The 23725-nt window shown below is 33.4% G+C and carries 21 protein-coding genes and 1 tRNA gene; 4 read left to right on the top strand and 18 right to left on the bottom strand.

Annotation, left to right across the window (positions count from 1 at the left end; translation table 11 throughout):
• Positions 1-3: 3 nt before the first annotated feature.
• Together gap and GVY01_RS01890 are read right to left on the bottom strand one after the other, a co-directional pair.
• Positions 4-1011 carry a type I glyceraldehyde-3-phosphate dehydrogenase gene (gene gap / locus GVY01_RS01895; protein ID WP_159333622.1) on the bottom strand — a complete coding sequence of 336 codons (1008 nt, stop codon included), beginning with the start codon at positions 1009-1011 and terminating at the stop codon, positions 4-6.
• Positions 1012-1062: 51 nt separating this feature from the next.
• Entirely contained in the window at positions 1063-2076 is a 1014-nt protein-coding gene (locus tag GVY01_RS01890) for a sugar-binding transcriptional regulator (protein ID WP_159333621.1), read from the bottom strand.
• 431 nt (positions 2077-2507) lie between these two features.
• Between GVY01_RS01890 and GVY01_RS01885 the strand changes: the two genes are divergently transcribed.
• A complete protein-coding gene (locus tag GVY01_RS01885) occupies positions 2508-2729 on the top strand; it encodes a hypothetical protein (RefSeq protein ID WP_017636871.1) in 222 nt (73 codons plus the stop codon).
• A 107-nt stretch (positions 2730-2836) separates the two neighbouring features.
• Here the strand turns inward: GVY01_RS01885 and GVY01_RS01880 are convergent, their stop codons facing one another.
• Complete coding sequence (locus GVY01_RS01880) at positions 2837-3514, bottom strand: DUF4887 domain-containing protein (RefSeq protein WP_159333620.1); 678 nt, start codon at positions 3512-3514, stop codon at positions 2837-2839.
• Between the two features lie 776 nt (positions 3515-4290).
• Here GVY01_RS01880 and GVY01_RS01875 point away from each other — a divergent pair.
• Positions 4291-5190, top strand: coding sequence for a TIGR01777 family oxidoreductase (locus GVY01_RS01875; protein WP_017636874.1), 900 nt, complete (start codon positions 4291-4293; stop codon positions 5188-5190).
• A 16-nt stretch (positions 5191-5206) separates the two neighbouring features.
• Positions 5207-5425 carry a hypothetical protein gene (locus GVY01_RS01870; protein WP_017636875.1) on the top strand — a complete coding sequence of 73 codons (219 nt, stop codon included), beginning with the start codon at positions 5207-5209 and terminating at the stop codon, positions 5423-5425.
• Between the two features lie 125 nt (positions 5426-5550).
• Here GVY01_RS01870 and clpP read toward each other — a convergent pair whose 3' ends face one another.
• Entirely contained in the window at positions 5551-6141 is a 591-nt protein-coding gene (gene clpP / locus GVY01_RS01865; protein WP_017636876.1) for an ATP-dependent Clp endopeptidase proteolytic subunit ClpP, read from the bottom strand.
• A 189-nt stretch (positions 6142-6330) separates the two neighbouring features.
• Here clpP and GVY01_RS01860 point away from each other — a divergent pair.
• A tRNA-Arg gene (locus GVY01_RS01860) sits at positions 6331-6402 on the top strand.
• Between the two features lie 1173 nt (positions 6403-7575).
• On the opposite strand, the gene GVY01_RS01855 is transcribed toward GVY01_RS01860, so the two are convergent.
• The 14 genes from GVY01_RS01855 to GVY01_RS12500 form a co-directional block, all read right to left on the bottom strand.
• Positions 7576-7773: a hypothetical protein gene (locus GVY01_RS01855; RefSeq protein WP_017636877.1), complete on the bottom strand. Its 198-nt coding sequence runs from the start codon at positions 7771-7773 to the stop codon at positions 7576-7578.
• A 189-nt stretch (positions 7774-7962) separates the two neighbouring features.
• Complete coding sequence (locus GVY01_RS12715; RefSeq protein ID WP_017636879.1) at positions 7963-8094, bottom strand: hypothetical protein; 132 nt, start codon at positions 8092-8094, stop codon at positions 7963-7965.
• Positions 8095-8313: 219 nt separating this feature from the next.
• On the bottom strand, positions 8314-9726 hold the full coding sequence (locus GVY01_RS01850) for an N-acetylmuramoyl-L-alanine amidase (protein ID WP_017636880.1): 1413 nt from the start codon (positions 9724-9726) through the stop codon (positions 8314-8316).
• 11 nt (positions 9727-9737) lie between these two features.
• Positions 9738-9989, bottom strand: coding sequence for a phage holin (locus GVY01_RS01845; RefSeq protein ID WP_017636881.1), 252 nt, complete (start codon positions 9987-9989; stop codon positions 9738-9740).
• Between the two features lie 51 nt (positions 9990-10040).
• Positions 10041-10442, bottom strand: a complete 402-nt coding sequence (locus GVY01_RS01840) for a hypothetical protein (protein WP_017636882.1) — start codon at positions 10440-10442, stop codon at positions 10041-10043.
• On the bottom strand, positions 10429-10845 hold the full coding sequence (locus GVY01_RS01835) for a hypothetical protein (protein ID WP_017636883.1): 417 nt from the start codon (positions 10843-10845) through the stop codon (positions 10429-10431). The genes GVY01_RS01840 and GVY01_RS01835 overlap by 14 nt, the downstream gene beginning before the upstream one ends.
• A gap of 38 nt (positions 10846-10883) precedes the next feature.
• Complete coding sequence (locus GVY01_RS01830; RefSeq protein ID WP_017636884.1) at positions 10884-11171, bottom strand: hypothetical protein; 288 nt, start codon at positions 11169-11171, stop codon at positions 10884-10886.
• 43 nt (positions 11172-11214) lie between these two features.
• On the bottom strand, positions 11215-11361 hold the full coding sequence (locus tag GVY01_RS12510) for a hypothetical protein (protein ID WP_017636885.1): 147 nt from the start codon (positions 11359-11361) through the stop codon (positions 11215-11217).
• Positions 11351-14881: a phage tail spike protein gene (locus tag GVY01_RS01825; protein WP_159333619.1), complete on the bottom strand. Its 3531-nt coding sequence runs from the start codon at positions 14879-14881 to the stop codon at positions 11351-11353. Before GVY01_RS01825 ends, GVY01_RS12510 begins: the two co-directional genes overlap by 11 nt.
• Positions 14882-14893: 12 nt before the next feature.
• Complete coding sequence (locus tag GVY01_RS01820; RefSeq protein ID WP_017636887.1) at positions 14894-16384, bottom strand: phage distal tail protein; 1491 nt, start codon at positions 16382-16384, stop codon at positions 14894-14896.
• On the bottom strand, positions 16384-22878 hold the full coding sequence (locus GVY01_RS01815) for a phage tail tape measure protein (protein ID WP_443028794.1): 6495 nt from the start codon (positions 22876-22878) through the stop codon (positions 16384-16386). Before GVY01_RS01815 ends, GVY01_RS01820 begins: the two co-directional genes overlap by 1 nt.
• Positions 22879-22968: 90 nt before the next feature.
• Entirely contained in the window at positions 22969-23136 is a 168-nt protein-coding gene (gpGT, locus tag GVY01_RS12505; protein WP_017636889.1) for a phage tail assembly chaperone GT, read from the bottom strand.
• A gap of 35 nt (positions 23137-23171) precedes the next feature.
• On the bottom strand, positions 23172-23531 hold the full coding sequence (gene gpG / locus GVY01_RS01810; RefSeq protein WP_017636890.1) for a phage tail assembly chaperone G: 360 nt from the start codon (positions 23529-23531) through the stop codon (positions 23172-23174).
• 13 nt (positions 23532-23544) lie between these two features.
• On the bottom strand, positions 23545-23712 hold the full coding sequence (locus GVY01_RS12500; protein ID WP_017636891.1) for a hypothetical protein: 168 nt from the start codon (positions 23710-23712) through the stop codon (positions 23545-23547).
• Positions 23713-23725 lie beyond the last annotated feature (13 nt).

Below are 23725 nucleotides of genomic sequence, written 5' to 3'. Positions count from 1 at the left end.
TAATTATTTAGATAACTCAGCTAATTTGTTTAAAGTACGTACTAATTGAGAAGTGTAAGACATTTCATTGTCATACCAAGCAGCTACTTTAACTAATTGACGATCGCCAACTGACATTACACGAGTTTGAGTTGCATCGAATAATGAACCGTAAGTCATACCTACAACGTCAGAAGAAACGATTTCATCTTCAGTGTAACCGAATGATTCGTCAGAAGCTTGTTTCATAGCTTTGTTAACGTCTTCTACTGATACGTCTTTTTCTAATACTACTGTTAATTCAGTTAATGAACCAGTTGCAACTGGAACACGTTGTGCACCACCGTCTAATTTTCCGTCGATTTCAGGAATAACTTTACCGATTGCTTTTGCAGCACCAGTTGAGTTAGGGATGATGTTTTCTGCTGCAGCACGAGCACGACGTTTGTCGCCTTTTCTGTGTGGAGCATCTTGAGTATTTTGGTCACCAGTGTATGCGTGGATAGTTGTCATTAAACCTTCAACTAAACCAAATTCATCATTTAATACTTTAGCTACTGGAGCTAATGAGTTTGTAGTACATGAAGCACCAGAAACTACTGTTTCAGAACCGTCTAATTCTTGGTGGTTAGTGTTGTAAACGATTGTTTTTAAATCGCCTGTAGCTGGAGCTGAGATTAATACTTTTTTAGCACCTGCGTCAACGTGAGCTTGTGCTTTATCTTTATCAGTATAGAAACCAGTACATTCTAATATTACGTCGATATCTAAGTCTTTCCAAGGTAATTTGCTTGCATCTGGTTCGTCGAATGATTTAACTTCTTTACCGTTAACGCGGAATCCACCGTCGATAACTTCTACTTCACCAGTGAAGCGTCCTTGCATAGTATCATATTTTAATAAATGAGCTAACATATCGTCATCAGTTAAGTCGTTTACTGCTACTACTTCTAAACCTTCAACGTCTTGAATTCTTCTAAATGCTAAACGACCAATTCTTCCAAAACCATTAATTGCTACTTTTACTGCCATTATAATGGCCTCCTTTAAAATGATATTTAAAAAGCTTTGAACTTTTTATTCCTAATTTAATATTACTTTCGCCGCAACTTCGTCAGTGATTAACACTGTATTCTCAGGTGCAATAGAAAGATAAGCTTTAATTGCTTCTCCTTTAGATTGACCACCTGCTACTGCAAATATAAAGTCTTTGGACTCAAGATCTTCTAATTGTAATCCAATCGTTTTCACTTTATGAACTACATTCCCTTGAGCATCAAAATAATATCCAAATGCTTCACCTACGGCGTGGTGATGTTGAAGTTTTTCTATCACATCTGTATGTGATTGTCGTCGATACGCCATCTTCAGCGCATCACCGATACCGTGTATGGTTACATTTGCTTGTTTTATTTTATCGAGTGTGTGACTAACTGAAGGTTCTAACATTAATGTATTATATGTAGATTCACTTACATTATCTGGTACATACAATGTTGTGTAGTAACCACCTGCTTGTTGCGCCATGCTTGATGCGATAGTGTTTGCTTGATAAACCATGTTCTCACCAAGTCCGCCTCTAGCAGGTACAAAGAATACATTAAATGGTAATAAATGAATGGATTCACTTACATAAGCCATTGTAGAACCACCTGTTACAGAAACAATTGCATCTTCATACAATATGCTTTCTAATAACTGACCAGCTTGTCTCCCCATTTCTCTCTTAACTGTTTGTTTCTCGTCAGAATCACCAGGGACAACATGTACTTCTTTTATGTTGTACTTTTCTTTAATAGCTATTGCCATTTTATGGTCATCTGAATAGTGGTTAAAGTAGTCATTCAATTGTTTGATTACTTCTTTACCCTTTTCAGTGATTTCCATACCTGTTGATTTAACATTGATTAGTTCTTGTTTTTTTAATAAATCTGTTTCAGAACGTAGAACTCTTTCCGTCAAATCCATATGTTCACTTAAGCTGCGTCGTCCAACTGGCTCATTTTGAGAAATAGTAGTTAAGATTGAAAAACGACGATACATCTTTTCGACCAAATCTGGAATAAGTTGTTGTTGAGTTTCGATCAAATCTTTCACTACTCGTTCCTCCTCAATATATTTCTAAAGGATGAGTCAATTTTGTTGAATCATAGAGGGTTGACGTTTAAAGTCCCACGTGGGACAAAATCTAACCTCTTTACAATTGCAATAGTACTATTATGCGAATTAAAATGCAAGTAAATCCGCTCAAAATTTTCCAAATATTGTGTAAAGCGATTTCATTCGTTGTACCTACAGTTACGTGAATTTAATCACTTGGTTACAATAATTTATCCTTTTTTGAAAGTTTGTTATGTCATTCAGTGGATTTACTTTAATAAACAATATATTTATAATATTACCCTTTATATTGTGTACTAACCATTCGGTGATATTCTACGATATTCGACATTCATTTCTATTTCTAACACTTTAATTTATAATCTAATTAAATCAATTTCTAAACTAGGAAGAAGGCTTGTTCCATAATGAACAATAATGAAGAAAATAATGTTGAGGTCATCGACCCAACTGACCCTCGTTATAAAGATGAAGAACATTTTCATCAAAATATACAAGATGACTCTAAAAAAAGATATCAAACATATTCATATGGATGTACACACACAGGTTGTGGTTGCACAATGGGTTGTGGTACTTTAATGTTTATTTCTTTCATTATTACAATGATAATTTATTGGCTATTTTAATAAGTTTGGTAATTTTCATAATAGAATTTGTTAATAGAAAAAAACCGATTAAGTCATAGAGTTGTTTACATATAGTAAATGCTCTACATACTTAATCGGCTTTTTATTTAATCGTCTGATTCACTTTTAGATGAACTGCTTTGACTTTGTGAACTTTGAGAATTACTAGATTGTTGTGTGTTACTACGTTGCGTATTATTGCTTGAGTTATTACTCTGTGATGATTGTTGTGTGCTAGGTTTAGCTTGAGTACTTTGTTTCTCCTGAGTACTTGGCTTTTCTTGGGTACTTGGTTTTTCCTGAGTACTTGGCTTTTCTTCAGTACTTTGTTTCTCTTGCGTACTTGGCTTCTCTTCTGTACTTTGTTTTTCTTGTGTGCTTTGTTTTTCTTTTGTTTTATTATCTACTTTTGATTTTTGTTGCGTTTTTTGCTGTTGCGTTCTTTGTTGAGTTGAAGGTTGTTGTGTTGTTTGTTGACGTGTATTTTGTTGAGTTTGCTGAGTTTGTTGAGTCTGTTGTTGAGTATTTTGATTTTCTTTAGACTTATCGTCAGAAGATTTTTCTTTTTTATCTTTATCGTCTTTGTCTTTTTTGTCTTTCTGCTCTTGCTTTGTCTCGTTATTAAGGCGCTCATTTGCTTTTTTAGAATGATCTACAAATGAAAATATAGCAAATGCTAGTCCAAATAATAGTAATAAAACAATAATAATACTTATTATTTTAGCGATTCCGCTCATACCTTTTTTGCCTCGATTTTCATAATCATTAAAATCTTGCTTTGACATATTCTCCCTCACTTTAAACATGGAATATTCTATAATATTAAATAAATCTTTATCTTAAGTTGATGAATTGATTCAATCGTTAAAAACATAAGTTAAAATGTTCATTAAGTTTAGCAAATAAATTTATACTTAAACTTATCTTACTTATGATAACATCATAATGAATAAGAAACATCAATTTTAACCATTTTAATATAAATTTAATAAGAACGGTTTGTGATAATAATGAAGAAAATACTTGATGATTCACTGGAATTTGATAAAGAAGAAAAACAAAAAATAACATTAAAAAAGATGCTCATATCAAATGATAATAATCAAGATCATGTTCCTAAACTACGTGAAAGCTTTTTTTATATCATTATCCTGTTGCTATTATTTAGCTTTATATGGATTTTTAATTAGTAATTTCAAAATGTCTTTTTATATTGCATAATATATTTTTCGTTTTTAAGTTAATTTCTGTAAAAAGATGTAATTATCATTTAGAATAGGATTGAAGGTAGAAAAAGACCCATACGCTGCTCGCATGGGCCACTACTAAAGGGAGTCAAAATTTACCTTCGCTAGTATATTATGGGGTATACTCATACTAATTAAGAGATGTTTAATTAATTTCCGAAGGTACAAATTTATTATAACTTAACATAAAAATTTTTAAATACGATTATAAAAAAGTCTTTGACATATTGTTGGCTAAAAAATGGATAAATTTTGAATAACTAGAATCACTTTAAGTAATTTATGAATTACAATTTTCAAGTTGAGGTGAAATAATGAAAAATTATTTAATAACTGGCGGAACTGGTATGGTTGGTTCGCATTTAGTAAACGAAATTAAAAAGTCAAATGCCCATATAACAATTTTAACTAGACATGATGAACAATCTAATGATACTAAGGTTTCTTATGTAAATTGGGCTAAAGAAGGTTGGGAAAATAACGTTCCCGATGTAGATATTGTCATTAACTTAGCAGGCGCTACACTTAATAAACGATGGACTGAAGATTATAAACAGACTTTGATGTTAAGTAGAATTCAATCTACTCAAGCGCTAGTTGATTTGTTTAAAGAAAGAAAACATAAACCAGAAGTATTATTTAACGCGAGTGCAATGGGTTATTACCCTCCTGACTATCATCATAGTTATACTGAATTATTTAAAACGCTACCTTTCGACTTTTTATCAGATATCGTCTATCAATGGGAAAGATTTGCTCAACAATTTGAATCCTTTGGAACTAGAGTTGTATTAGGTCGATTTGGTATGATTTTATCTAATGATGGTGGTGCACTTCAAACTATGAAATTACCCTATCAGTTCTATGTAGGCGGTAAACTTGGTTCTGGATATCAATGGTATTCTTGGATTCATATCGATGATTTAACACGTGCTATTCTATTTACTATTGGTAATGAAAAAGCATATGGACCATTTAATTTAACTGCCCCAATTCCTGAACGTCAAAATCTATTTGGCTATACATTAGGTCGAGCTATGCACAAACCTCATGAAACATGGGTGCCAGGTTTTGCTATGAGATTAGTTTTAGGTGAAATGTCAACTGTAGTATTAGATACACAAAAGGTATTACCAAATAAACTACAAGCACTAGGTTTTAATTTCATGTATAATAATCTTAAAAGTGCACTTGATGATTTAGTTAGTAAATAAGATAAGAGGTACATCTATGAAGAACTCTCAAAACAATCGATTAACATATATTTTACTCATTATAGCAGGCGTTATTTGTATAATTAACGGCGTACTTGCGTTTGACCATTCGATTATTATGATATCACTCTCTTTACTTTTTATGATTATAGGTATAGGTGTTTTATATTTTTCAATTCGTGGATTGAAAAATGAAACAAAGAAATCCAACAACAAAGCACGTTATAATAAATAAAATTGACACTCAATCAAAGTCGCACTTTGATTGAGTATTTTTTAATTAAAAAAGGTGTCAGAACAATTGAATTTGTCCTGACACCTTTTAGAATATCATTTGTTAAAAAGTTATTGTGTAATGAATTATTGTTTACCTTCTGGTTCCATTACTTCATCAACTAAACCATATTCTTTAGCTTCTTCTGCAGTTAAGAAGTTATCACGATCTGTATCTTGTTGAATTTTTTCAATAGATTGACCAGTTCTTTCAGCTAAAATACGGTTTAATTTTTCACGTGTTTTTAAGATATGGTTAGCAGCGATTTCAATTTCAGTTGCTTGACCTTGTGCGCCACCTAATGGTTGGTGAATCATTACTTCAGCGTTAGGTAAAGCAAAACGTTTACCTTTAGCACCTGCAGCTAATAGGAATGAACCCATTGATGCAGCCATACCAATACAAATAGTTTGTACATCTGGTTTGATGTGTTGGATTGTATCATAAATCGCAAAACCAGCTGTTACACTACCACCTGGTGAATTGATATATAAGTAAATATCTTTCTCTGAGTCTTGTGCTTGTAAGAATAATAATTGTGACACGATAGAGTTTGCTACATTATCATCAATTTGTGATCCTAACATAATAATTCGGTCTTTTAATAAACGTGAATAAATATCATACGCACGTTCACCGCGGTTTGTTGTTTCAATAACTGTAGGAATTAAATTCATTTATATTTCCTCCTTGTAATAACTGTTAATCCTAATTTTAAACTAAAAGTCAAAAATGGTCAAAAATAAAGCTCTTTAGCTTAACTTGTTCATTGACGTTAAGTTAAATACTTTTGTACACTAGAAATAACTATTTTTGATTGTACTTATTTTAATTGATTTAGTACAGAAATAAGCTTTATATCTTTACCCCTCGTAGTGTAATGGATAACACATAAGATTCCGGTTCTTAGAATAGGGGTTCGATTCCCTTCGAGGGGGCTAATAACGAAAAATTAAACACTTTTTGAAAATAAGAATCCCGTAATGACGGGGTTCTTATTATTTTGCCGTCTAATAACACACTATATAAAACAGATTTTTAGGGACTTTTTAGGGACCCAAGTTCCAAATAAAAAAACCACACCCAAAAAGGGTATGGTTAAAATAAATTAAACAGAAGATCTATTGTGAGAGATGGAGTATTGAAACTCCGAAAATAATTATAACACATTGAGAATAAAAAAACATTTATAATTTAACTAGAAATAGAATATAGTAATCTAAAATTAATGTATATAATTGAATATAAAAAAGAGCAGTCCCTTGGACTGCATCTTTAAACGAACAGAATTTTATGAGAACACTTTAAAGTCGAACACTACAATTACATTGGAATGTTCAAATATTAATATACACGATATTTTTACTTTTGACAATACATTATAAAAATACTGTTTTTTGGTAATTAATTCGCAAAATAAAATACTCGCACCTTAAAGGCTACGAGTATTTCGCAAATTTTGCATTACTAAAATGCATGGAAAATAACACTCAGTGACATGCTTGAGTTTTACAAAGGGATTATCGTAAGGCTAAGTTCTTTGCATGTAAAAAAATAATAACATAAAAAAAAGAGATAATTAAAACAATTATCTCTTTAATGCAAAGTATATGAGGTTATACATGCATATTATATAATACAACAATTAATAATATAATGCAAAAAAACAACACGAAGTATATTAGTTGGTTGTTTATACAGTTATATATTCTAAAGAAAACACTATTCCAATATATCACACAATATTTTTTATGTACACATTAAATTTATGTATAAAAAATAAGGCGGTCTATTGACCACCTTAAATGCAAATTGAAATAATCCCTACACTCATTATAGCTTGTTTTTGAATACGTACAATAAAAAAGGTAGCCTTTCGGGCTACCCAGCATAAAGAAAAGATAATAATCGTTTAAAATGGTGATTTTATGAGTGTGGATAATTGGGGAATTATACCACAAATTAAATGTATCACTTATTTAACAGTGAAGAAACCCTAAATTGTCTTTTTTTCGATTAAATTCATAAAAAAACCACATTCATTTAGAATGTGGCAATAGAATATAGTACCGTCATAAAGACGTTATCGTTATTAGTTATATTATAGCATATTACTGATTATTTTCCTCTATTTTAATTTGATATTCGTATAGCTTTTCAGTAGTGTTTAAGGTTAAATTATCTACATCACGTTTGCCTTGCCTTAATTGTGATAGTACATATTGTGATACACCAGTAGCTTTATATATTTTATATCCTGTTATATCACTTTCAATCAATTCAATTATTTTTTTCTTGTATTCTGACAAGTTCTTCACCTTCATATCTATACCCTAATTTTTTCATATGTTGGATTCTTGCAAACTTAATTATCTCGGGCAATAATAAAATAAATATTAAAAGCATTACTTTAAAAATGATATTCATTTGAATTCATCACCTATCTGTAATATAATAACCATGAAAAGAGGTAGGGGCTTTTGCCCCTGTTGGATTAATCATTTTTTCTGATTATCTTTCTTGGCTTTAAGATAATCTAGATGCCATTTTCTTAGTTGTTTTATAATTGCTGGTGTTCTTTGTACTGTAGCAAGTACGATGAGCATCAGCATTTTTATGATGTCGTCCAAATCAACCACCTCCTCTCATGGTGGTTTGTAAGTCATTAACTAACTTACAAATACAATTATACTGCACAGTTGTTTATGTTACAAGTGTTTTATTTAAATTTTTACATAAAAAAATAGGGCAGTCGCTAGGACTACCCTTGATTGAAAGGAAATGTGTTAAATTACTTTTAAAGTTCTTTGTGATTATATTAATCAGAACTATATATTTATATTAACATATTATTTCCAGTTTATGGAACCCCAATACTTCTCATTTTTAATTTTTTCTTGTTTGTCTGTTATTTTACATAACGCACAATAGAAATATCCTGATGATGGATTAGTAGGATATTTGAACTTCGCCCACCAATAACCGTCTTTTTTAGTAATACTCACAAAGTCTACCCATTGATTGGATAACAACCAATCAGAACTAGGTACGACAGAACCTTTCACGCTTGGACTACGTCTTACTTTGATTGTTGTATTAGTAGTAAATCTACCTTTCCAATTCCATGTGATCTGTTTTTCTTTCTTTTTCTCTTTCGATTTCTTGAGTAATTTAGATTCTGTTTTCTTTTTACTAAATTTAGGACGTATAAACCACATTTGCGTGTCGTATTCGTGTTTACGACGTGTGACCGTTTCCCAACCGGTTCCATTATTGATTGGTCCACTTGTCCAACCACCACCGAGCCAGTTTTGTTCAAGTACAACGATGTAATCAAGCGTTGCTTCAACGACCCAAGCAACGTGACCCCAACCATTGCCCATTTGTTCTCCCCAAACGACTAAATCACCTGGTTTAGCTAAAAAGCTAGGCGTGTTTTTGAATACTGTAGCCTCACTTTTAAATTTATCTTTATTGTAAGCATTAAAAGGAATGTCTTTCGCTCCATTACCTTTAAGTCCATGACCAAATAATTTATCCCAACCTACATTTGCGTAATCGACACATTGAAAAGCTGCGTATAAATCATAATCATATTGTTTATCTACTGTAGATTTTAACCATTTTACGAATTCATCACGTGTAAATGATGTCGCACCTTTTTCTACTTTCACTGGTGTAGCTTTAACCTTTACATTTTGTTTGTAGTATTTAGCGACTAACTTATCAAGATTTGATGTATTTCTGCCATAACCAGACGCTTCTAATGCGTTTCCTGGATCTTGTTTATCTGCTTGAATATCTTGATGTCCTGGCATTCTAGTTTTGTAATCAATATGCCAATACTCTGCAAGATATGCTAATACTCTAGCACCATTGTCTAACGCTTTTCTACTACGTTCTCTATCACTGAAATAACATATTTCAACACCTATCGCTACATCATTAGCGTCTCTGTTGTACCAAATGTTATCTGTAGGCGCGTCATAGAGTACATGCCAAGCTTTCTCTGTTGTTGGTATACAAATGATACATTCTTTATCGTCAACGAATATATGAGCACTAGCTACGTTATTCCAAGGTATATTATAAGTATTCTCATAGTAAGTTACATTTGATTGTGCAGTTGTGTTGATATTACCTGTATCATGCGCAACGATGAATTGCGGTTTACCACCGTCCATTTTTTCACCATAACGTCGCGTGCCTTTTGTTAGTAATTGATATCTTACTTTAACACCTTTCCAATTCTCTGTAGCCATTAATAACACTCCTATTTTAAATTATTTTCTTTTAAATATTCTTCTTGTGCTTTTGAATGCGAGTGAATTACATACGTGTTTTTATAGACACCGTATACTGCAATTACAAAAGGCACTATTGACGTAGCGAAATTTTGCCATGCGTCTAACTTTTCGGGCATTAAAAAAGGAACCTCGATACCACTTGCTTTTAATGCAAGGTATAAAGCCCCTAACATACCACCAAATAATCCAATATATTGTTTTAATTTATCTGCAGTCATTTATTTATGCTCCTTTTGTGTAAAATAAAAAGCCAACGCATTGCGACGACTTTACTTAAATAATATAGGTGCTAGTCCAACGGCAGCAGATAATAAACCAAATATACCTGTTACAATTGCAGTAGCTATACCTACATTAAAAGTTTGTTTTTTAGTCAATATTTGACTGAAACTTTTTATTTGTTCATCGTGACCTTTAACTTCATACCTCAAGTCATTAACTTCTGATACGAAATCTGTCATTTTATCACTAATCTTTTCTAAATGACTTTCTTGTTTCTTCTGTGATTCATAGGTTTGTTTTTGTATTAATGTTTGTTTATCTACTTTGTTATTTAAGCTACTAATTGCCTCTGTGTGTTTTCTGTCGTTCTCGTTGATTCTTTCATATATCTTACCTGTATTACGCTCCCACTCATGACGTAATACATACTTTTCATTATTTTCGGACAATACCAATCACTCCAAGTACAGAAACCATAATGTTTACCACTGCCAATGTGGAAAATTGCAGTGGTGTAAGCCAATTAATAGCATGAAATATACTTGCCGATGTCATTAAAAAGTAAAACAAACCATTACCTGCACCGCCAATTAAAATTAAATAATTAAATACATTATTCATTTCTCTTTTAGGTAAGAAGAAAGGAGCGATGATCAACATTAAACTAAATACCATACCAAGAATCCCCCATACCCAAATAGGCATGATGTTATGAAGTGCTATATAGAATTGCGAATCATCAAGCACATCTTCCTGTTCTTTTGCCCAAAAGAAGCCTCTTTCGAACATAAGTATTCCAAACCCCATATACAGAATCACTTTGTGGATATAATCAAAATATGTTTTTTTCAATCTAGCACCTCATTTTATTCAATATAAAACCACAAGTATTAAACTTGTGGTTCCTCTGTATAAGTAACGTCAACAACTTGCTTTGCTACTTTAATAGTTAACAACTCTTTTGCGATACCAAATTCATAATTCAATTCATTTAAACTATTAAGACGTTGAGCGAGCTTTTCTGCTTTCTCTTGCTCATCAAGTTTATATGCTGCTGATGTGTTAGTGCTTGGGAAGAATTGCCCACGATAATCAATACTGAGTGCATTCTCCACACCTTCACTATCTACTTGTACTAAAATATAATTTTCTTTTTTATTTACTACTTCGTTTGTCATGATCGATTCCTCCTATATTTGTGTATAAAAATAGTGCCAAAGATTACTCTTCTTCGGCACTTTCTGAATTTTGTTCTTGTATGATTGCTTTTAACATTGCATTTTCTTGTGTAAGTTTTGCTACTTCCTGTGTAAGATAATTAATTGTAAGTTGTGGATTAGCTTGTAATCCTTGATTATTATTTTCCATTGATTTGTTCCTCCAATGTTTTAATTTTATTTTCTAAACTTTCGTTCTTTTCTATTAATTCTTTTACTGCTTTTAATGTCGTATACATTATCTCATCATTTTTTACTGAATTTTTACTATCTGAAACAAACAAATCTGGTGTTTCTCGTTCGATTACTACACCGTGTTGCAAAGTTTTATCTTCATCATATTTATAGTTAAAACTGTATAATTCAGTTTCTTTTAAAGCAGCTATAGCATTGAAATTCCATCTTTCAATATTTTCTTTATATTTTTCAGATGATTTTTTCTCCCAACCTTTAGTGTAATATACAGTACCTTCTGAAATAACATCATAACAATGAACATCTTTATATCCTATATTTCCACCGTTATAAAGTAAGTTATTCGTTACTCGTAATTCATTGGTGGAAACGCCAATATAGAAATTACCACTAACTGTGCGAATAGATCCTGCTCTAATTTCGTTTGCTGCAAGTCCTTTTAAATTATAGTTTCCGTTATTATATCCAAGTTTGTCAGTAATTCTAACTTCATTATCTACTTTTGCATAACAGTTATCGCCTTTAGCAAACCAATCTCCTAATAAATTACGACCATAAAAGTCACCAGTACCAATGTTACCGTCTTTATCAGTCGCATATACGTAGTTAGATTTTGGTGACTTATCAAAACGTATACCTGAACCAAAATCATAAGGACTGTTATTTGTACCCGTAATTAAACCGTACGATAAAACACCGTCGGTATCTGCGCCTGTATCATTATTTTTAACCCAAAATCTAAATTCGTTTGTACCTGTTCGGTTATCTTTCATCGGTCTGATATAAACTGAACTTGTTTGACTTTCTATGTTAACAGTTAAGTTTGAATCTAAAATAACACGACTGTTATCACTCGCTAATGCAACCGCACCATATGTGGAATGTAATGTCACACCACGTGAAATTTCATTGTATCGTTGTGAATGGAATTCTAATGTACCGGCAGTTTCATCTCCAGCACCTGCTAACATAGTAGAGAGGCCTTTTTCTGTTAGATATAGATTATATCCAGTATTGATATTAGACACTTGTATCGTACCTTTATTCATACCTAGTTTAAGTTTTGCGGTATCCGTGATATTTGCCCATGTTCGAGTAAATGAGCCGTAAGAAAGAATCGACGTATTACGAATATCTATATATTCTGAACTGTTACCACCACGTATGCCCATGTTGTTTACATTGATATCTAAACCTTCATTAGAAAGGTTTAATCGGTTAACAACCTCGTCTTTACCAACTTTATTATTTAAATTCTGCGTGACAACTTTAAAATCTTTGTTAACTGTGATGTCGACTTTATCGCCTTTTAAATTAATACCGTTTGGACCAATAGTACTTGACTGGATATTACCGTTATCGTCATAAGAAAGAGTAATACCTGATGTTGTATTGTTAATGATTTGTGAAACAACACTATTTAAAGTTTTGCTACTTTCATCAAATACATCTTTAGAAACACGTTGAGATATTTGTTCACTTTCAGTTAATGTTTCAGCTTTAGTAGTTGATAATCTTTTAGTTGTTTCGTTGTCGTATTCTTCTTTTGTGACTCTATCTAAAATTTGATTACTTAATTGTTTTCTTTCCGTTTCTGATGTATCCAAACGTTCTACAATGCCTTTTTGGTCACTTTCGTAATCAATACTTCTCACATAAGACTTTAACTGTTCTTGTGTATCTTCACGTGCTGCTTGAATGGCTTGTTCAACTGCATTTGGTGTTCCGACTAATTGATTATTTTCATTAACAACTAATCCGAATTTATCAGCTACATTAAGCAATGCATTTTTAAATTTCTCATCAGTATATTGAGATTGTAGTAATTGTAATCGTTTATCTGCCGAAACTTGAGCGTCACGCATAGCTTTATATAAATCTTGTAATTGTTCACGATAATCAAGAAATAATGCTTGTGTATCAATCAAATTACCTATAGTTGCTGTTTCAGCAGTCATACCATCAAGGTTTGATTTAATATGTTGATATACATTTATAACGGCATTAGATTTAATATCTAACTGACTTTTTAAATCCTCATCAGTTAAATATTCATTGTTTTGTAATGCAGACACATTTTCGATTAACTGGGCATGTTGAATACTTAAATTTTGGAATGTATTAGTCAACGCATTATATAACGTTTCTTCTCTACTCATTCCACCTAATTGTTTTACATTTTGTGCCGTTTCATTAATCCATTCACCATTCCAGTATCTTCTTAATACTGCAACATTAGGATTGCTTGTGTCATACCAAAGCATATCATTGACTGGATTATCGGGAGATGTAGCACCTTTAAATATCTTACGTTCAAAATATTCTAATTGACCTGCAACAACATCATTAACAATCGTATTAACGTTATTCACATTGTCGTTCATTTTCTTACTAATATCTGCAAGTTTTTTAGTGAATATATCTCTTAAATTGCTTTCGTCATATTCAACCACATTACCAAATTTATAAGTGCTTTCATCTTGTAATAAGTCATAATCAACACCAATAACTTCTGCTTCAATATAAAGTGGTGGTCTGAAATCTCTATCCTTAATACGTACTGTGTCGTACAGGGATACAACCATTTCTGGATAGTGTTTGTGTATATCTGTAGAAGTTATTTCATAACTGATTGCCGATTTATTACGTTTGTTGAGTTCCGTTTTAGCGAGTGTAGTTAAACGTTCATCAGTCATATTGCTATCGTCTGATTCAGGTTCATACACACTCCATAAGTAACGCCCAGGCAATCCAAACTGTGCCTGAGCGTCGTCATCTGTAACTATTTTTTCTAATCTTTGTCCAGTGTCGCTTTCGGGACCAATGGCATATAATGCAGTCCGTACTTCTGACATATCAACGGTACGTGTCATACCAGTTAAGTCTTTACCTTTAGTAATCTCTTTACCTTTAAATAAGCTAACTGGTTTCTTAAGTGTTACATATCTATGTTCAACTGTATGTGAGCCGAGTTCTATTGAATAATCTGCAACCATACTATACGTTGTGCATAACATGTTAATAACTTCATACGGCGTTGAATAAGCAGTCCATGATGTTGTTCTCATACCACCATGTTCAGTGTCATCTGACATTTCCCAACCAGTGTTACGTAATGTCTCATTCAAGGCTTGAGATGTGCTATAAGCACTATATTTACCAGGTTTTATAGGTCGTGATTTATCGATATCTTCTAAATATGATGCATTACTTTCTACATCAGTTGTACCATCAAAGTTATCCACCACATGAGAAATAATGAACTCACGATAAACACCATTATTATCTTGTGCAATAATACGATTACGTTCACGCAAATGTTCAGCACGTTCATTTAACATTGTGAAATCGAATGTTTCTGATTTTTCTTCAGCGTTGGTACTCATCACTGCATTTAATAATGCGCCGTCATCACGACTAATATAATCAATGACTTTGTCATTGAAGTCTAAAATATGAACGCCTGTATGTTTCAACTCGTCACCTCCTTATAAGTATCTATCTTGCCAATAAACAGTAGTGTCAAAAGTTTTTTCTGGATAAATAATACATTCATTATAACCACTATTGATATTAAAGAAATCACTACCAAACGTTTTTAAATCAAGTGACGGATCTTCATTAATTGTTACTGTTTTGTCTTGCATATTGATGTTTATCACATCGCCTTTTTTAATAATCATGTCACGTGCTTTAGGTGGTTTAGGTAACTTTTCATGAGTGTAGCTACCTAAAATGTAAGTTGGCATGTGGTAGTTCGTACCATTCTTTGCAGTATATACACTAACTGCTGCAATAGGACGTTGGTAGAACTTGCCACTGTCTTCCCATTGTTTCTCATGCACATCAACCGGAATGACACGTTTAGGATACTCAACTTCTTTATATTTCCAAGTTTTAATTTTAAATGTTGTACCTGAACGTTCTAAACGGATATACAATACTAAATCATCCCACTTATAGAACATAGGTAAATTACCATATTCATAAATCTTCTTTTGTTGTCCTAATTGGTCGAATAATGTAATTACAATGCTACCAATTGCTTGACTAGAACGAGTATTCCGATAGCCAATGCTTGCGATTAAGCGATTATCTGTATCGTATAAATACTGCGCACAATGTGTTGAACCTTTTTTCTTTTGATTCACATGCAATTTAATGGTAGAAACAAAATCTTGTGCCGATTTACCGAAACTGTGTTTATATTCTGCACCGTTCCAACCTGATGTGGCAGTGATTGTATCTTGTTTCAATACAAATGAATCTTTAGAACTTGCAAGCTCCATACCTCCACCCGTTGTGCCTCCTGTATATCCATCTATATTTGTACCTGCTGTTTGTTTTGTCCAACCTTTAAAATTACGCATTTCATTATCCCAAAGCGTTGGCGTGTAATCTTCGACTGGTTTATCCAAGTCATCATCACCAATCATGAAGTAATCTTCATCATTTTTAGTGATCATATAGTAACTTGCATTTTGTAATGCAGTTGCTTGCACGATAACTGGGCTATCTGCAGTGCCTGTACTAACCACACTGACTTGGTCTGATATAGCAGTATTTTTCGTACCTTCTACTGCATATTTGTATGGGTCTGCTAAGACAACAGAAATGGTAAAAGAATAAAATCCATATTTGTCTTTTTTTAATTCTATAGGGCCTTCAAAATATGCATTCCAGTACCAATCTTGTGAAGTAAATTGCAGTGGAACTGATTCTTCATAATTAAAAAATCGAACTAATTCATTTAACACATCATCATGTGTTTTAACCCCACCATGAGATAAATAGTCATTATGAACGATTAAAGGCAAATCAAATTTAATTTCTTTTAAGTTTCTATTCTTAACAATACTTCCTGGACGACCTGCAACTTCTTCGGTTTCTAATGCAAAATTAAAAGAGGGTATCTTAAACCCTCTTTCAACTATTAACCATGGAAGTTTTTTGTTATTTACTTTGATTGTATCAAGCATTATCTAACCTCCCCTGGTTTAAATCTTGATTTTCTTTGTTTCTGTCTATTGTATTTATCAATAGAGCTGAATACTTGTTGTTCATGAGTAAACTGGTCAATCGTAGGCTCAAAATCCTTATCTGCAATAGTTTGATTGCTAGTAACTAACTGTGTAAGTAATGCTATTTGTTCTTGCTGTTGTGCAACCATTTGCATAAGTATAGAGCTATCATCACTACTACTATTAATATTAGGTAGTTGGTTAGGACGTTTATTACTACTTGTGTTAGAACGACCTCTTTGAATATCTTGAGCGGCTAAAGCCAACATCTTCATTGCGTCTCCACGTCGTGATGGGTCTGTTGGAATTATCCATTCAGGATAGCCACCTTCTGCGATGTTATACCAACCTGCATTTTTGATTAATCCGCCTGTAGCAAATCTACGATGTCCACTAGGACCCCAACCTGAACGTCCGTAAGGTAAATCTCTACGCCAATTTGAGTTATTGAAGAATGCTAATAATTGATCGTAACCATTTTTGATATTTTTATGACCTCTTACTGCATAACTTCTGAATGTACTAGGCACATACTGAAGTAACCCTTGTGCAGGCGTACCACGCAAGTTGTTTATATCTCCGATGTTACCTTGTGTAACCCCTGCATTACCGTTTGACTCACGTTGAATTTGAGCGATGATACCATTCAATTCTCTTCCTGAAAGGTTTACTTTCATGCGTTTAGCGGCACGTCGAATATCACCTCTCCATTTGGAAGCAGCCTTATTTTGACCTCCACCGCCGCCCCCATTATGTTTTTTCAACCAACTTGTAGGGTCTTTTGCTACTCCACCCCATTGCATTTCATAGTGTAAATGAAGTCCAGTAGAGCTACCTGCACCTTGTCCGTCTTCACCAGGGTCACCACCAGAAATACCTAAGAATGTTCCTGGATGTACTTTTTTACTACCTGTAAATGCTAGTTTGTGCAAGTGACCATAGATAGACTTAACATTACCATTGGTTACTTCCATATGATTACCAAAACCACCACTCCAACCTTTGAAGGCTCGAGCAGTACCTGACATCGTCGAATAAACTTTGTCGTGTTTATAGTTAATATCTAAACCGTGATGCGGTCGAGGGAATGGATAACCTGCTCTTGCAGCTTCAGCAGCAGTTCTTGCAAATCCAAAGTTGATACCTTTGGATAAGTCAATGTAACCACCGTCGCCCCCACCACTATCTTCTAGCCATTCTCCAATTTTTTTAGTAGCAGCTTCTTTAAGTTTTTTAAACATACCAGTCATCATATTGTATGGTAGTTCGGCGGCCTTACTTATACCGAAACTATCCTTACTAATACCAAAACCTTGAAGGACTTTATTAAGTAATTTCCCTGGATGTTCAATGTAGTCCAACACATCACCAACAGATTTTTTAAGCCAATCTTTACCTTTACCTGCAGTTTCTAGTGTTTTATCTACAATAGCTTTCCCGCTTTTAACAACCTTACCTGTGATCGCACTGGCTTGTTTACCAACGTTTCCTGCAGTTTTTTTAGCATTTCCTATAACATCGCCGACAACACTATCGCCGTGTTTATGTTTTTTAGGTTTCTTACCTCCACCAAGCAAATTAAAACCAGTACCACGTGCAAATCTAGGTAATGATCCTTTAGAAAATTGAGGATTACTATTTAAAATACTATGTGTTTGAGCACCATTTAAAACTGATGATCCTTTAGGTAAGAAAGCTGTTGTATCTCTATTAGGTGTGATAGCAGTTTTTCCATTAGGGTAACGAATCATTTCATGTCTGAAACCACCTGGACCATTTCCTCGACCTTTATCTCCAACTGTAGCAAATGTATCACGATTAATTTTTCCATTAGTTACAACATTTTGAGTATGAGTAGATTCAGTACCAGTGTGTAATTTAATGTATGGCAATTTATCCATACTTAATTTACCGGCTACCCAGTTAACACCTTTGATTAATTTGTTTAATCCGCCTTTAACTCCACTAACCATGCCACCAATATGACCTTTGATTCTACCAATCAATGTTTTTAATCCACTGGCCATATTTCTAAATGTATTTCTAACACTGCTCCATAAACTTTTTGCAAGACCAGTTACAGAATTTTTTATACCTTTCCATTTAGAAATGGTATCACTTTTTACTCTACCGAATATGCTACTTGTACCGCTTTTTAAACGGTTCCATGTATTTTTAACGCCACTCCAAAGGTTTTTAGCGTAATTTATTACAGAATTTTTGATATTTTTCCAAGTTTTAGTAAGCCAACCACGTAATTTACCAAATACCGTTTTAGTATTGTTCCATAAATTATTATAGTATCTTTTTACACCGTTAAATAAACCTTTTGCAAAATTAACAACTTTATTTTTTATATAACCCCATACTTTAACAGAAAAGTTTTTTATATTATTAAATACACGCTTTACAAAGTTCCATGTACCAGTAAAAGCACGTTTTACACCATTATAAAGGCCTTTTGCTAAAGCAATAACCTTATTCTTAATATAAGTCCATACTTTGATTGTAAAATTACGGATAGCACCAAATATCTTTTTAATTGTTCCCCAAAGATTATTAAACGCACGTTTTACACCAGTACTTAAAGCTTTGGCTAAAGCAATGACTTTGTTTTTGATGTAGTTCCAAACCGAAACAATCCAACCGCGTAAAGTGGTAATAATTTTACGTACTCCGTTAGATAAACCTCGTATAGCTCCAACAACACCGTTTTTAATTGCATTCCAAACGCGAATAGAAACTGCTTTAATGAAATTCCAAGCACTAACGATAAAAGATCTTAATCCACCTATTACACGCTTACCAATAGCAATCATTAATCGTATTATACCAACTATTGCATTTTTGATTCCGTTCCAAATTACTATACTGACAGTTTTAATACCATTCCATATAGCTACAAATGAGTTGCGCAATCCACCCATGAGTGCTTTAGCTACGTTAACAGAAATTCGAACTGAACTAATAATTACATTTTTAATTACATTCCAAACAGTGCGTACTGCGTTGATGAATAACAGACCTATTGTTCTTAAGAATATAAGTAGATTGCCAAATGTCATTCGAACTAATCCACCAATTGCCATTAATGCGCCACTGAATATTTGTTTAATACCTTGCCACATTAAACCAAAATCGCCAGTGAAAATACCTTTGAACAGTTTAATGACACCACTAATAGCAGTTAAGCTACCTTGTACAATCATTCTAATACCAGTAAACACATTGATAACAATGGCTTTGATGCCACCGAACACAATACTGAACGCGCTTCTAATACCATTAAGTATAGGTTTGATAACCACATTGAATAATGTGCTCAATACTAAACCTACTGCACTTTTAACTGCGTTAAATGCATTTATAATTGTCGAACCATTCTCTTGCCAAAAAGCTCTGAAGAACGAACCAATAGCTACTGCAGTAGAACGAACAAATGAAATAAATTGTGTGTACGCACCTCGCAACATCACGAGAGTAGACGTAAATTGTCTTGCCGCTTCTTCAGGTAGTATTTTTTTAAGAATGTTAAAGCCACCTGCAGTGTCGCCACTAAAGACTGATTTAATAGCACTACCGAACTGTTTAATGACATTCCATAAAGCGATAAAGCCATTCTTTACAGGTGTGATGACAGCGTTAACTATGTTTCTAAAGGTCTCAGATTTCTTGTAAGCTACATAAAACGCCGCTCCAACGGCTGCAATAGCCCCTGCAATTAATGCATAAGGTCCTAATGACGCCCATGCAGCAACTGCTTGAGCTCTTAATAAACCAATCATTGTTCTTATTGGTCCTAAAGCTTTAGATATGCCATTTCTGAAGCCTGCCATGATACCTTCGCCTGCACCTAGTTCATTCAGTAATGTCATAGCTCCTGCTATTCCTGTAATTCCATTAGCAACCGCACCAGTCATTATAAGCAACGGTCCTATTGCTGCAACCAATCCCGCAAAAACTGTGATAACTTGTATCACAGGTCCAGGTAATTTAGTAATGGCACCAATTATACCAGTCAATACATGTATCAAACCTGTTAAAGGTCCGCCATTACTTTGAGTGATCTTAATTGCTAATGATTCAAACGCACCACCAAGTTGTTCAACGGCACCTTTAAGTGTATTGTTCATCTTGTCTGCTGCTTCTTTACTTGCACCGTCTGAATTCTTAAGTGATTTACTATACTTTCCTATTTTATCAGGACCTGCATCAATCATTGCTAAGAAACCACTAGCCGATTCAGTACCAACAATTTGAGACACTGCTGCAAGTTTTTGTTCTTTCGTCATACCTTGCAATCCTTTTTGGAATTGTCCTACTAAAGCAGGCATACCAACAAACTTACCTTTAGAATCTGTAAGGGAAATACCTAGTTCGTCCATTGCTTTTTGTGACGCTTTGGTAGGTTTAGCTAATCGAATTAATGAAGCTCGTAATGTTGTACCTGCTTGCTCACCTTTTAAACCTGCATTGCTCATTGCCATAATAGCACTAGATGTATCTTCAAGACTCATACCTAATGAATGAGCAGGAGTTCCTGCATATTTCAATGCTTCTCCCATGTAGCTTACATCTGCGGCAGATTTATTCGCACTCATAGCTAATACATCGGCGATATGACCCGATTTAGACGCTTCTAAACCAAATGAGTTCATTGTAGACGCCATAATAGTTGCAGTAGTAGACATGTCTGCACCACTTGCTGCTGCTGCATCAATAACACCTGGAATCGCAGACATTGTTTGTTTAGCGTTAAAGCCCAATGCTGATAATTCTTTCATACCATTACCAACTTCAGACGCACTAAATACAGACTTAGCACCTAAGTCAATAGCTTGATCAGTCATTGCTTTTAATTGACCCTTACTTGCTCCTGCAATAGCACCAACCTTAGCCATTTGAGATTCAAAGTCCATGCCTTTTTTAATTGCAGCACCAAATCCTGCAACCACTGGTAAAGAAATATACATTGACATATTAGAGCCTATATTTCTCATAGCCATTCCTGCACTGTTAATTGAATCTCTATATTTGTTGACACTTTGTATTGATCTACCAAAACCACTTGCACTTAAAGCCTGTGCATTACGTTGCTTTTGCGATAACTCATTATAAGCTTGTCCTGTTTGACGTATCTCAGATTCAAGTTCATTCATTTTCACTTTTTGTTGGACAATTGCACTTGCAAGTTCACGTGCCTCTTGACTGTTTTTACCTTGAGCATTTGCTACAAAATTGTATTGAGCGGTTAATTCTCTTAAAACTGTCTTTTGTTGTGTCATGTTGTTCTTTAACGTAATCAAATGATTTTTATAACTATTTACACTTTCTCCTGCTTTAGAAAAATTACTTCTAGATAAAGTTAAAGTGTTATTCAAATCTGTCATTTTATTACGAATTTGAGACATGGAAGAAATACCTTGTTGTTGTTCCATTTTCAAACGTCTATGAGCTTGAGTTGTACTATTTAATTCAACACCTAAGTTTTTAAGTTTAAGTCTCTCTTCACTTAATTGAACACCTAGCTCTTGAGCCTCTTTACTTGTTGCACCATACTGATGCTTAGCGTAATCATATTGTTTCGCTAAATTCTGAACAATGAGTTGTTGTTGTTTCATGCCATTATTTAGCGATTCAATTTTCGCTTTATAGGCACTTGCCGTTTGGCCTGACAACTTAAAATTATTAGCACTAATACGTAAAGATTGTGCTACTTGTGTAATCTTTTGTCTAATTTGAGTCATAGACATCGTTGCAGACTTTTGTTCCATTGCAAACCGTTGTGCTTGAGCTGAAGTTTGACGGTATTGTACCTCTAAAGTGTCTAAGGATTGCTTTTCTTGAAGTATCTTTTGTCTTAACTGTAAAGCCTCTTGGCTATTCACACCTTGTTGTCTTGCTACATTACGATATCTTGTTTCAAGCGTTTGGATTGTACGTTTATGCTTTTCTATTACGACATTTAAGCTGTTTAAATAGCTTTCGTAGCCTTTTGTAGACTTCTCTCCGCGTTCAAAAGCCATATTTGTAATATTTAATTGACGTCTCATCGTACCCAAAACATTATCTATCTTCTCCATAGAAAATACAGTTCGTTTTGTTGATTGACCGAACTGATTTAATTCTGTTTCTGTTTGATTTAACTGTCTTTGATACATATTTAAGGCTCTATTTTGACGACTATACTCCAATCTTAACTTTTCCGCTTCTACACTTGAACGTTGTTCTTCTGTAGACATTTTTTTCAATTGATTGGCAATGTCTTTCATACTGTTTTCAGTAACATCAATACCTTTTCTTAACTCTTTAGTTCTAGTATTTAAGTTACTCATTGAACGTTCAGTATTTTTAAAATCTGCATTAGATCTTGTCATCTCACTACTTAATGTTTTGAATTGAGCTTTGATTTGTTTGAGAGAACGCTCAACCCCAACATCTTTCATATTCATTAATATGGATAAACCTTTAATATCTGCCACTCATTGTCCCCCTTTCTTAAAATAGGATAAAAAAATAAAGCCCTAGCAATTATGCTAAGGCTAGAAATTTGCAAATATTGCATCTGCTTTAGCATCGGAAGTGACTTTATTAGTGTTACGTTCATCTAGTATTTGTAATACATAGTGATAAGGCATCTTTAACACTTTATTAACATCTTTTCCTTCCTTTACTAAATCTCTGACAACAATATCTAAATGATTTAACATACTTGAGTAAGTTAAATCATCTTCATCTAATTGGTTTAACTGATGCTCTGAATAAACTTTTTTGTTTCTTCGTCTTGTTGTCCATTTGCGATGAATTCAACTTGTCTTTGTAAAGCAGTTACTGCATCTGGTGCATGTAATCGAGCTTTTACGTCTTTTGCAGTGAATTGACCACCGTAAATTTTAACAACAACATCGATTAATTTATCTAATTGTTCTTTAAAACTCATTTCAACTTCTCCTGATTCCACACGTTCTAACTCTGCCATGATGTCTGTTGCTTCATAAAGCACATCCATTGGAATAAAGTGTGGTGTTAAGAAAGTCTCCATTTTAATTTCTTCAGCTTTTGGGTTTTCTACTAATTGAATGTAGTTACGTTTTAATTTAGCCATTTTATTTCTCTCCTTATTTGTTATCTAATCTTTCAAAAAATGGTGTTTCATGTCCTGCTTTTTCTAAACGCTTTTCAAAATCATTAATTTCTTTTACTGTTGCTTCTACTTCTTCATTTTGTTTGTATAATCTGTCCGTTCTTTTATCTTTACAATCAGATAAAACTTTAAATTTGGCCATTTAATCACTCCTC

This window comes from Staphylococcus sp. 8AQ (assembly GCF_902506595.1).
Taxonomy (GTDB): domain Bacteria; phylum Bacillota; class Bacilli; order Staphylococcales; family Staphylococcaceae; genus Staphylococcus; species Staphylococcus pasteuri.
This window is presented reverse-complemented; position numbering and strand designations above follow the sequence as displayed.

Coding starts and splice junctions, on each gene's coding strand:
- GVY01_RS01875 (WP_017636874.1), top strand. CDS start 4,291: ATGAAAAATTATTTAATAACTGGCGGAACTGGTATGGTTGGTTCGCAT.
- GVY01_RS01820 (WP_017636887.1), bottom strand. CDS start 16,384: ATGCTTGATACAATCAAAGTAAATAACAAAAAACTTCCATGGTTAATA.
- gap (WP_159333622.1), bottom strand. CDS start 1,011: ATGGCAGTAAAAGTAGCAATTAATGGTTTTGGAAGAATTGGTCGTTTA.
- GVY01_RS01830 (WP_017636884.1), bottom strand. CDS start 11,171: ATGACAAACGAAGTAGTAAATAAAAAAGAAAATTATATTTTAGTACAA.
- GVY01_RS01880 (WP_159333620.1), bottom strand. CDS start 3,514: ATGTCAAAGCAAGATTTTAATGATTATGAAAATCGAGGCAAAAAAGGT.
- GVY01_RS01870 (WP_017636875.1), top strand. CDS start 5,207: ATGAAGAACTCTCAAAACAATCGATTAACATATATTTTACTCATTATA.
- clpP (WP_017636876.1), bottom strand. CDS start 6,141: ATGAATTTAATTCCTACAGTTATTGAAACAACAAACCGCGGTGAACGT.
- GVY01_RS12510 (WP_017636885.1), bottom strand. CDS start 11,361: ATGGAAAATAATAATCAAGGATTACAAGCTAATCCACAACTTACAATT.
- GVY01_RS01885 (WP_017636871.1), top strand. CDS start 2,508: ATGAACAATAATGAAGAAAATAATGTTGAGGTCATCGACCCAACTGAC.
- GVY01_RS01815 (WP_443028794.1), bottom strand. CDS start 22,878: ATGAATATGAAAGATGTTGGGGTTGAGCGTTCTCTCAAACAAATCAAA.
- gpG (WP_017636890.1), bottom strand. CDS start 23,531: ATGGCTAAATTAAAACGTAACTACATTCAATTAGTAGAAAACCCAAAA.
- GVY01_RS01845 (WP_017636881.1), bottom strand. CDS start 9,989: ATGACTGCAGATAAATTAAAACAATATATTGGATTATTTGGTGGTATG.
- GVY01_RS12500 (WP_017636891.1), bottom strand. CDS start 23,712: ATGGCCAAATTTAAAGTTTTATCTGATTGTAAAGATAAAAGAACGGAC.
- gpGT (WP_017636889.1), bottom strand. CDS start 23,136: ATGTTAAATCATTTAGATATTGTTGTCAGAGATTTAGTAAAGGAAGGA.
- GVY01_RS01850 (WP_017636880.1), bottom strand. CDS start 9,726: ATGGCTACAGAGAATTGGAAAGGTGTTAAAGTAAGATATCAATTACTA.